Origin of the sequence: Actinomadura napierensis (assembly GCF_039529375.1) — a bacterium.
GTDB lineage: Bacteria > Actinomycetota > Actinomycetes > Streptosporangiales > Streptosporangiaceae > Spirillospora > Spirillospora napierensis.
Genome location: NZ_BAAAMR010000112.1, coordinates 20513 through 30264, shown reverse-complemented (window position 1 = coordinate 30264; position 9752 = coordinate 20513). Strand labels below are relative to the sequence as shown.

At 73.1% G+C, this 9752-nt stretch carries 8 protein-coding genes; 6 read left to right on the top strand and 2 right to left on the bottom strand.

Annotation, left to right across the window (positions count from 1 at the left end):
• Positions 1-105: 105 nt before the first annotated feature.
• The 6 genes from ABD296_RS40245 (at position 106) to ABD296_RS40220 (ending at position 4849) form a co-directional block, all read left to right on the top strand.
• Entirely contained in the window at positions 106-624 is a 519-nt protein-coding gene (locus ABD296_RS40245) for a polyphenol oxidase family protein (protein ID WP_344280409.1), read from the top strand.
• The gene (locus ABD296_RS40240) at positions 621-1352 is read left to right on the top strand and encodes a YggS family pyridoxal phosphate-dependent enzyme (RefSeq protein WP_344280406.1); all 732 of its coding nucleotides are present in this window, start codon (positions 621-623) and stop codon (positions 1350-1352) included. Before ABD296_RS40245 ends, ABD296_RS40240 begins: the two co-directional genes overlap by 4 nt.
• A 102-nt stretch (positions 1353-1454) precedes the next feature.
• Positions 1455-1988 (top strand): cell division protein SepF, encoded by a 534-nt coding sequence (locus ABD296_RS40235; RefSeq protein WP_344280403.1) that lies wholly within the window; start codon positions 1455-1457, stop codon positions 1986-1988.
• Between the two features lie 21 nt (positions 1989-2009).
• The gene (locus ABD296_RS40230) at positions 2010-2294 is read left to right on the top strand and encodes a YggT family protein (RefSeq protein ID WP_173100065.1); all 285 of its coding nucleotides are present in this window, start codon (positions 2010-2012) and stop codon (positions 2292-2294) included.
• 49 nt (positions 2295-2343) lie between these two features.
• Positions 2344-3291: a DivIVA domain-containing protein gene (locus tag ABD296_RS40225; RefSeq protein ID WP_344280398.1), complete on the top strand. Its 948-nt coding sequence runs from the start codon at positions 2344-2346 to the stop codon at positions 3289-3291.
• Positions 3292-3430: 139 nt separating this feature from the next.
• Positions 3431-4849 (top strand): hypothetical protein, encoded by a 1419-nt coding sequence (locus tag ABD296_RS40220; protein WP_344280395.1) that lies wholly within the window; start codon positions 3431-3433, stop codon positions 4847-4849.
• A 294-nt stretch (positions 4850-5143) separates the two neighbouring features.
• Here the strand turns inward: ABD296_RS40220 and ABD296_RS40215 are convergent, their stop codons facing one another.
• Together ABD296_RS40215 and ileS are read right to left on the bottom strand one after the other, a co-directional pair.
• Entirely contained in the window at positions 5144-5923 is a 780-nt protein-coding gene (locus ABD296_RS40215; protein ID WP_344280392.1) for a DUF1707 SHOCT-like domain-containing protein, read from the bottom strand.
• A 91-nt stretch (positions 5924-6014) separates the two neighbouring features.
• Positions 6015-9191: an isoleucine--tRNA ligase gene (ileS, locus tag ABD296_RS40210; protein ID WP_344280389.1), complete on the bottom strand. Its 3177-nt coding sequence runs from the start codon at positions 9189-9191 to the stop codon at positions 6015-6017.
• Between the last annotated feature and the right edge of the window lie 561 nt (positions 9192-9752).

Below are 9752 nucleotides of genomic sequence, written 5' to 3'. Positions count from 1 at the left end.
CCCCCCCCCCCGGCCGCCGCCTCCCCCTCCCCCCCCCCCCCCCCCCCGCCCCCCCCGCCCCCCCCCCCCCCCGCCCTCGGCGTCGAGCCCGGCCGCACCGTCTGGATGCGGCAGGTGCACGGCGCCGACACCGCGTTCGTCACCGCCCCCGGCGACCACGGCCCCGTCGACGCGATCCTCACCACCGTCCCCGGCCTGGCCCTGGCGGTCCTCGTCGCCGACTGCGCCCCCGTCCTGCTGGCCGACCCCGCCGCCGGCGTCGTCCCCGCGCTGGTGAAGGCGATGTGCGAGCGCGGCGCCGACCCCGCCCGCATCCGCGCCGCGATCGGCCCCGCCGCCTGCGGCGGCTGCTACGAGGTGCCCGCGGAGATGCGCGACGAGGTCGCCGCCGTGGTGCCCGCCGCGTACGCGACGACGTCCGCCGGCACCCCGGGCCTCGACATCCGCGCCGGCATCGCCGCCCAGCTCGCCGCGAGCGGCGTGGACGACGTCCGCGTCGACCCCCGCTGCACCATCGAGACCTCCACCCTGTTCTCCTACCGCCGCGACGGCCGCACCGGCCGCTTCGCCGGGTTCGTCTGGCTCGAGGACGAGGGCCGTCCCGCCTCGCGCGGTGACGCGTGACCGCCGGCGAGCCGAGCGGCGCCCCGGGCCCGGACGCGCGGCGCGCGGAACTGGCCGAGGCGCTGGCGGAGGTCCGCGGCCGGATCGCCGCCGCCTGCGCCGCCGCCGGGCGCGACCCCGCCGAGCTCACCCTGATCGCGGTGACCAAGACCTTCCCCGCCTCCGACGTGCGGCTGCTGGCCGGACTCGGTCTCACCGAGGTCGGCGAGAACCGCGACCAGGAGGCGCGGCCGAAGGCGGCCGAGTGCGCCGACCTGCCGCTCACCTGGCACTTCGTCGGCCGGCTGCAGACCAACAAGGCCCGCGCCGTCGCCGGGTACGCCGATGTCGTCCACTCCGTCGACCGGTCCCGGCTGGTCGCCGCGCTGTCGGACGCCGCCGCCCGGGCCGGCCGGACGCTGCGCTGCCTCGTCCAGGTCTCGCTGGACGAGGCCGAGAACCGCGGCGGCGCGACCCCGGACGAGGTCCCGGGCCTCGCCGACGAGATCGCGGCGGCCGAGGCGCTGGAGCTGGGCGGGGTGATGGCCGTCGCGCCGCTCGGCGCCGACCCGCTGCCCGCCTTCGAGCGGCTCGCGGTGGTCGCGGCGGAGATGCGAAGGAACCATCCGCACGCCCGGGTCGTCTCAGCGGGCATGAGCGGTGATCTGGAGCAGGCGATCGCGTGCGGCGCGACACACCTGCGGATCGGTACGGCGTTGCTCGGCGGCCGACGGGCAATCGTCAGGTAATGTCCCGGGAGTGGTACCTGCCGGAACGCGGGCCACGTAGACGGATCGGTCCAGCGGCGCCGGAGGCGCCGGGTGCCGCGGCCACAGGACACGGAGGGGCGTATGGCCAGCGCGATGCGCAAGATGGCGGTCTACCTCGGCCTGGTGGAGGACGACCGCTACGACGACAAGTACGGCGACGAGTACGACTACGAGCCCTACGACGACGAGACCGACCCCCAGGGGCGGCGTCGCGAGGACGAATCCGGCGGTCAGCTTACCCGAGCCGAAGAGGCCGCGGACCGGGATCGCGATCATCACGCCGTGTCACCGCCGGAGCGACGCTCCGTGGCGCTCTACGAGTCCGGTACCACCGACCTTGCGCGCATCACTACGCTGCACCCTAGGACCTACAACGAGGCGAGGACCATCGGGGAGCACTTCCGTGAGGGCACACCGGTGATCATGAATCTGACCGAGATGGTCGACAGCGACGCCAAGCGTCTGGTCGACTTCGCGGCGGGTCTCGTGTTCGGCCTGCACGGGAGCATCGAGCGTGTTACCAACAAGGTGTTCCTCCTCTCACCGGCCAACGTGGAGGTGACGGCGGAGGACAAGGCCCGGATGGCAGAACGAGGGTTCTTCAACCAAAGCTGACAGCCACATGCGAGAGTGTCCGTGAACATCGTTGGACAGGTGCTGACGTACCTCCTGTACATCTTCCTGCTGTTCCTGATCGGCAGGCTGATCCTGGAGGTGCTGCAGTCGTTCGCCAGGCAGTGGCGTCCCAGAGGGGTGGTGCTCGTGATCGCCGAGGCGACCTACACCATCACCGATCCGCCGCTGAAGCTGCTGAGGCGTTTCATCCCTCCCATACGGCTGGGTAACGTGGCGCTGGACCTCAGTTTCACCTTCCTCATCCTTGTGGTCTGGGTCTTGATCATCTTCGTGCAGAGGCTCTGATCGGATACCGTCCTTTGGGACAGACTCCAAGCGCGCCAAGGAGACGAACATGCCGCTGACACCCGCCGATGTGCGGAACAAGCAGTTCAGTACCACCAGGCTGAGGCCGGGGTACGACGAGGAGGAGGTGGACGCCTTCCTCGACGAGGTCGAGGCCGAGCTCGACCGCCTCATCCAGGAGAACGAGGAGCTGCGGGCCAAGCTCGCCGAGTGCCTCCGTGGCAAGGTTCCCGCCATGGCCGCCCCCATCGTGGAGCCCAAGCCGGACGTCCAGAAGATCCCGGAGCCCCCTCGCCCGGAGCCGCAGCAGCAGCCCGAGCCGGAGCCCGCCCCCCTCGGCCTCGGCATGGCGCCCGCGCCCACCGGCGAGGACAACATGGACACCGCCGCGCGCGTGCTCGCGCTGGCGCAGCAGACCGCCGACCAGGCGATCGCCGACGCCCGCCGGGAGGCCGACGAGACGCTCGGCCGCGCCCGCCGCGAGGCCGAGGAGATCCTCGGCAAGGCCCGCCGGCAGGCCGACCAGATCGTCAGCGAGGCCCGCTCCCGCGCCGAGGCCCTCGACCGCGACGCCCAGGAGCGGCACCGCCAGGTCATGGGCTCGCTCGTGCAGCAGCGCGAGGAGCTCGAGCGCGAGGTCGACAACCTGCGCGCCTTCGAACGCGAGTACCGCAGCCGCCTGAAGGTCTACCTGGAGGGCCAGCTGCGCGACCTGGAGGCCGGCAGCACCGAGACCGGCGCGTTCGCCGCCGTCCCCGGCGCGGCGCCGTCGGTGGCGCAGCCCCCCGGCCCGCAGCCGTCCGCGCCGCAGGGCGGGCCGCAGACGGGTCCGCAGAACGCACTGCCGCACAGCGAGAACCGCAACGGCGCGGGCGGCTCGAACCCCGCCGGGCCGACCTTCCCGTCGCCCGCCGAGCACACCCAGCAGGTGCAGCACTCGGCGACCGGCGCGTTCCACTCCGGCGGTGGCGACAACCCGCCGCACGAGAGGCGCTGACTCGGGCACCGCAGGCGATAGTGTCGTTCCGATCGCCGCGCCGAGGATGGCATCGCCGCCGTCCCGGCGGCGTCGGCGTGACACCTGGGCCTGAAGGGCGGCCCGGAGCCGAGCGGTCCGAACGAGGGAGAGAGACCCTGTGATCATCCTGAGTGGCGTTCTCGTGGTGGCGGCGATCGCCCTGCTGGTTGCGGGAATCGTCGCCGGCAACGGAGACAGCGCCCAGGTCTTCGGCCTGGACGCGCTGGTGGTGATCTACATTTCGATCGCCGTCAGCATCGTCTCCGCGCTGTGCCTGGCCATCGGGGTGTTCCTGCGCCGCAAGGAGCTCTTCGGCACCGGGACTCCCGCCGCTCCGGCCAGGAAGGGCAGGAAGGCCAAGCGCCCGCGGCCGGCTCCGCCGGTCCCCGCGGCCAAGAGCACGCTGGGCGCCCCCGCGGCGCCCCGGCCCGCGCCGGACGCCCCCGCCGAGCCCGACGACGAGGTGGAGATCCCCGTCCAGCACGTCGACGTGCCCGGCGACGCGCTGGTGTTCGTCGTGCGCGGCCGCAAGCGCTACCACCTCGACACGTGCCGGCAGCTCGCCGGACGCGACACCGAGGAGCTCACCTACGCCGAGGCCAAGGAGGAGGGGTTCAGCCCCTGCACCGCCTGCCTGCCCGACACCGCACTGGCGGCGCGCGCCGCGGCGTCGGGCCCCGGGTCACCCGACCCCGGCAGGACGGTCGTGGACGGCCCCGACCTCACCAAGCCCGGCACGGACCGCTCCCCGGCCGCTCCGGAGACCGGCCGGGCCGGCCTCGCCGGGCTGGCCAGGCCCGCGCCCGCCGGCCCGCACTCCTCGCCCACGCCGTTCGACCGCACCGCGGAGATCGCGCGGGGCCCGGAGCCGGACGAGGCGGAGCACCGCCGGCCGTCCGGCGACCGCGAGGACCCGGCGGCCGGCCGTGTGCCGTCCGCCTGGTCGTCCTCGCCCGCCGACCCCGAGCCCGAGGACGCTCCGGCCCCCTTCCGGAGCCCCGCCGGGCCGACGCTGACGGACATCCCCGTCGCCGGCGCGGCGCCCGGGCCCGAGTGGGCCGAGAAGCCCGCGGACGAACCGTTCGAGACCGCGGCGGCCGGCCCCGAACCCGAGGACGAGCCCGCGCGGGAACGGTCCGCCGAGGCCGCCTCCGCGCCGTCCCCCGACGTCACCGTCGACCTCGGGCCCGACCCGCTGAACCTGGGCGACGCGGTCGCCCCGCGTCCCCGCGACGCCGACGACGAGTCCGTGCCGGAACCGGCCCCGCCCGCCGAGTCCCTCCTCGACGACGAGACGCCCGCCGAGACGTCCGCCGACGAGGACGAGGACGAGCCGGAAGAGGCCGCCCCGGAGGGCGACGGCCCGCAGGTCCGCATCCTCAGCGGCACCAAGCGCTACCACCGCACCGACTGCGCCCTGATCGAGGACATCGGCGACGAGGCGGACGACCTCGAGTCGCTGTCCCGCGCCGACGCCAAGGCGCGCGGCTGCACCCCCTGCCTGGTCTGCCAACCCGACCGCGAACACGCGAGTTAGCTTTGCATTTTAGCTTTGCATTGCCCTTGGCGGTCGGGCCCTGGGGGCCCTCCCTTCAACGGGCACTGCGGCGATCGCTGCATCGCTTCGACTCGCCCCGGGGGCTCGCTGCGCGATCAAGTTCTCGCAGGCTCGAACTTGGCTTCGCTCGCGATCGCAACGCTGAGGTCGCCGGGGGCCGGGCTTAGGACGTGTGGGCCTTTCGGTCTGCGTTGGGTGACGGCCTTTGCGATCGCGTACGTGGGCAAGGGCCTGCGGTGGTTGCTGCCGTGCCTGGCCGTGGGTGGGGCTGGGTCAGCGGTGGCGGCGGCGTTCGTCGCGTAGGTCGCGGAGGCGGTCGCGGCGCTCGTCCCGGCGGCGGTGCATGTCCGTGTGCCGGTCCAGGATGTGCTCGTGGCGCTCCTCGATCCGCTCCAGGCGCCGCCGGTGGCGTTCCCGGTGCCGGTCGCGCCGGGAGCGCCCCTCGCCGAGCTCGCGGCGGCTCACGTTGATCCCGCCGAAGATGTTCATCCCGGTCAGCCTGATGAGCGGCGCCTCGGGGTCGATGACGTCGTCGGGCAGCTCGGTGCCGGCGAACACGGAGGCGACCGAGCTCGTCACGCGGACGCCGGGCGGCACCGTGATGTCGACGCCGCCGAACAGGCAGCTGATGTTGACGGTGACCTCGCCCCGGCTGAGGACGGCCTGCCGGAAGTCCAGCTCGACGCCGCCGAACACGCAGGAGACGTTGGTGGTCGGCTCGACCAGCCAGCGCCCCTTGCGGGTCACGCCGCTGAAGACCGCCACGAGGTTGGACGACTGGGAGGCGGGCGGCGGCAGCGGCGCCTCGTCCTTATGGAGCCGGACCTTGGGAAGCGGCGCCTGCTCGGACGGCAGGTCGGCGAGGAGCGGCTCGAGGTCGGCGTAGGTCTTGGCCCGGTAGACGGCGTCGATGCGCTCGGCGTGCTCCTCCGGCGTGATGCGCCCCTCCGCGAGCGCCTCGCGCAGACGGTCGGCGACCTGGTCGCGGTCGGCGTCCGATGCGCGCATGCGCGCCGGGGAGTCGGGCTCGGAGGGCTGCTCGGGAAGGTTCACCCGACCATCATCGCAAACGCCGCATCCCGAACGCGATGTGTCGCGAGAAACCGGGGCCGGTCCGGGGACGGATCCCCGGACCGGCCCGCGGTCAGGCCTTGCGGAGCCAGTAGCTGAGGCCGAGTTCGTCGTCCCGGCCGGCCTGGAGGCCGTCGGGGCGGCCCTCGGTGACGGAGGTGGCGAGGGCCTCGGCGCCGACCTCGTCGCCGTGGGCGCGCAGCGCCTCGGCGAGGTCGTCGCCGGCGGCCTGCCACCACAGCTCGATCCGGTCGGTGACGTCCAGGCCGGCGGCCTTGCGGGCCTCCTGGACGAGCCGGACGGCCTCCCGGACGAGCCCGGCGCGGCGCAGCTCGGCGGTGACGGTGAGGTCGAGGGCGATGGTCTCGCCCGCGGCGCTCTCGACGGCCCAGCCGCTGCGCGGCCGCTCGGTGACGATGACGTCGCCGGGGGACAGGCCGACCGCGCCGACGCCCTCGGCGTCGACCTCGGCGGCGCCGGTGTCGCGCAGCGCGTGGACGAGCGTGGCCGGGTCGGCGGAGGTGACGGCCTTGGCGACCTTCGGGGTGTCCTTGGCGTACCGCTTGCCGAGCTCCCGGAAGTTCGGCTTGACCTCGTACTCGACGAGGTCGCCGCCGATGGACGACAGCTCCTCGAACGCCTGGACGTTCAGCTCCTCGGCGATCTGCGCGCGCAGCTGCTCGGGCAGCGCCGTCCAGCCGGGGGCGCCGACGAGGGCGCGGCCGAGGGGCTGGCGGGTGCGGACGCCGCTGGCGGCGCGCGCGGACCGGCCGAGCTCCACCAGCCGCCGCACGAGGGCCATCTGGGCGGTGAGGTCGGCGTCGAGGAGGTCCTCGTCCACCGCGGGCCACTCGGCGAGGTGCACCGACTCGGGGCCGTCCTCGGGCCGGATGACGTCCCACACGTGGTCGGTGATGAACGGGACCATCGGCGCCATCAGCCGGGTGAGGGTCTCCAGGCACTCGTAGAGCGTCGCGAACGCCGAGGCGCCCTCAGGCGTCTCGGGGCCCTCCCAGAAGCGGCGCCGGGACCGCCGGACGTACCAGTTGGACAGGTCGTCGACGAACTCGGCGAGGCGGCGCCCGGCGCGGGCGGTGTCGAACTGCTCCAGCGACGCGTCCACCTCGCGGACGGTGCGGTGCAGCTCGGCGAGCGCCCAGCGGTCCAGCAGCGGGCGGTCGGCGGGCGCGGGCGCCTCGCCGAGCCGGTCCGGCGTCCACGCCTTGCCCTGCGCCTGGGCCGCGTTCGCGTACAGGACGAAGAACGACGCCGTGTTCCAGTAGGTGAGCAGGACCTTGCGGACGATCTCCTCCAGGGCGGCGTGGCCGACCCGGCGGGACGCCCACGGCAGGCCGCTGGCGAGCATGAACCAGCGCACCGCGTCGGCGCCGTGCTGGTCCATCAGCGGGATGGGCCGCAGCACGTTGCCGAGGTGCTTGCTCATCTTGCGGCCGTCCTCGGCGAGGATCAGGCCGAGGCACAGGACGTTCTCGTAGGACGACCGGTCGAACACGAGGGTGCCGATGGCCATCAGGGAGTAGAACCAGCCGCGCGTCTGGTCCTGCGCCTCGCAGATGTACTGGGCGGGGTAGGCGTTCTCGAAGACGTCGTTGTTGCGGTGCGGCGCGCCCCACTGGGCGAACGGCATGGAGCCGGAGTCGTACCAGGCGTCGATGACGTCCGGGACGCGGCGGGCCTCGGCGCCGCACTGCGGGCAGGCGAAAGCGACGTCGTCCACGTAGGGGCGGTGCGGGTCGAGCGAGGACATGTCGCTTCCGGCCAGCTCGCCCAGTTCCTGGAGGGAGCCGACGCAGGTGATGTGGTCCTCGTCGTCACCGCACACCCACAGCGGCAGGGGCGTGCCCCAGTAGCGGCTGCGGGACAGCGACCAGTCGACGTTGTTGCGCAGCCACTCGCCGTACCGGCCCGTCTTGACCGTCTCGGGGAACCAGTTCGTCTTCTCGTTCTCCTCGAGCAGCCGGTCCTTGATCTGCGTGGTGCGGATGTACCAGGCGGGGAGCGCGTAGTACAGCAGCGGCGTGTGGCAGCGCCAGCAGTGCGGGTAGCTGTGCTCGAAGTGGCCGCCGCGGTACAGCAGCCCGCGCGCGCGCAGGTCGTCGGTGAGCGGCTCGTCGGCGTCCTTGAAGAACTTGTTCCCGACGAGCGGCACCTCGCGCAGGAACCGGCCGTCCGGGCCGATCGGGTTGACGATCGGCATGCCGTAGTTCTTGCAGACGGTCATGTCGTCCGCGCCGAACGCGGGCGCCTGGTGGACGAGCCCGGTGCCGTCCTCGACGGTCACGTAGTCGCCCAGCACGACGTAGTGCGCGTCGGGGATGTCGACGAGGTCGAACGGCCGCTTGTAGGTGGTGCGCTCCAGCTCGCGGCCCTGGTAGGTCGCGAGGCGCTCGGCGCCCTCACCGAGGACCTGGTCCACGAGCGGCTCGGCCACCACGAGGATCTCGTCCGACCCGGCGGGACGGGCGGCGACGTAGGTCACGTCGGGGTGGACGGCCACGGCGGTGTTGGACACCAGCGTCCACGGCGTCGTCGTCCAGATCAGCAGCGCGGCGCCCATCTCGGCCAGCGGGCCGGACGTCACCGGCATCCGCACGTACACCGACGGGCTCGACACCGTCTCGTACCCGCCGGGCTGCCCCAGCTCGTGGTCGGACAGGCCGGTGCCGCAGCGCGGGCAGTACGGGGTGATGCGGAAGTCGCGGAACAGCAGCCCCTTGTCGAAGACCTGCTTCAGCGACCACCACACGGCCTCGACGTACTCGGGGTCCATCGTCCGGTACGCCTGGTCGGTGTTGACCCAGTAGCCCATGCGCTCGGTCATCTCTTCGAACGCGTCCACGTGGCGCAGGACCGATTCGCGGCAGCGGTCGTTGAACTCCGCGACGCCGTACTCCTCGATGTCCTTCTTGCCGGTGAGGCCGAGCTCCTTCTCCACGGCGACCTCGACGGGCAGGCCGTGGCAGTCCCAGCCGGCCTTGCGGGGGACGTGGTAGCCCTTCATCGTCTTGAAGCGCGGGAAGATGTCCTTGAACACGCGCGCCTCGACGTGGTGGACGCCGGGCATGCCGTTCGCGGTGGGCGGGCCCTCGTAGAAGACCCAGGGGGTCCCGGACGCGGTGCGCTCCAGGGACCGCTCGAAGACCTTGCTCTCCCGCCAGCGGCGCAGCATGTCCCGCTCCAGGGCGGGCAGATCGACCTGCGCGGGCAGCGGCCGGAAACTACGGCTCACTTGGGCGGACCTCCGGATCGACGTGTGGCTCGTGCACGTGGACCGGAGGGACGAGCCGCCTGCCCGGACCGGCCGAGCGGGGACCCGCGGTACCACCCTCCTTGACCGTGCCGCCCGGCGTTCCGGACGTGCGCGATCCGCTTCGTTCGAGTCTCGGCTGCCGGGTCTACTGGGCCCGCGGGCGCGGAGACGCCCGGGACGGTTCCTCCGGCGGCTCCGGGGTGATCAGACCGCCGGGCTCGCCCCCGGGCTCGCACCGTCCCCGGGTCGCTCATGGCTGCGTGCGGCGGCAGGTGTCCCCTTCACGGCCTGCCGACAAGACTGCTGCTCCGACTCTAACGCACCGCGCCCTCCGCCTCTTCCCGTTTACCGGCCCGCCGAACCCCGGCGGAGGCCGGATCCCGGCGGGGCGGCTCCTTTGCGATCTTCTGCGCTTTCCTGGAGTTTCCTTGTGAGCGGGCCACGGGCATAAGCGGTCGGTAACCGAACCAGGGTGTTTACACGGCCCGTGAAAGGGGACTTATGCTGCCCGCACTGCCTGTCGAGGCGATCAGCGCCGAG

Bases quoted from the DNA above. Each gene is read 5' to 3' on its own strand.
- ABD296_RS40235 (WP_344280403.1), top strand. From the start codon at position 1,455: ATGGCCAGCGCGATGCGCAAGATGGCGGTCTACCTCGGCCTGGTGGAG.
- ABD296_RS40245 (WP_344280409.1), top strand. From the start codon at position 106: ATGCGGCAGGTGCACGGCGCCGACACCGCGTTCGTCACCGCCCCCGGC.
- ABD296_RS40225 (WP_344280398.1), top strand. From the start codon at position 2,344: ATGCCGCTGACACCCGCCGATGTGCGGAACAAGCAGTTCAGTACCACC.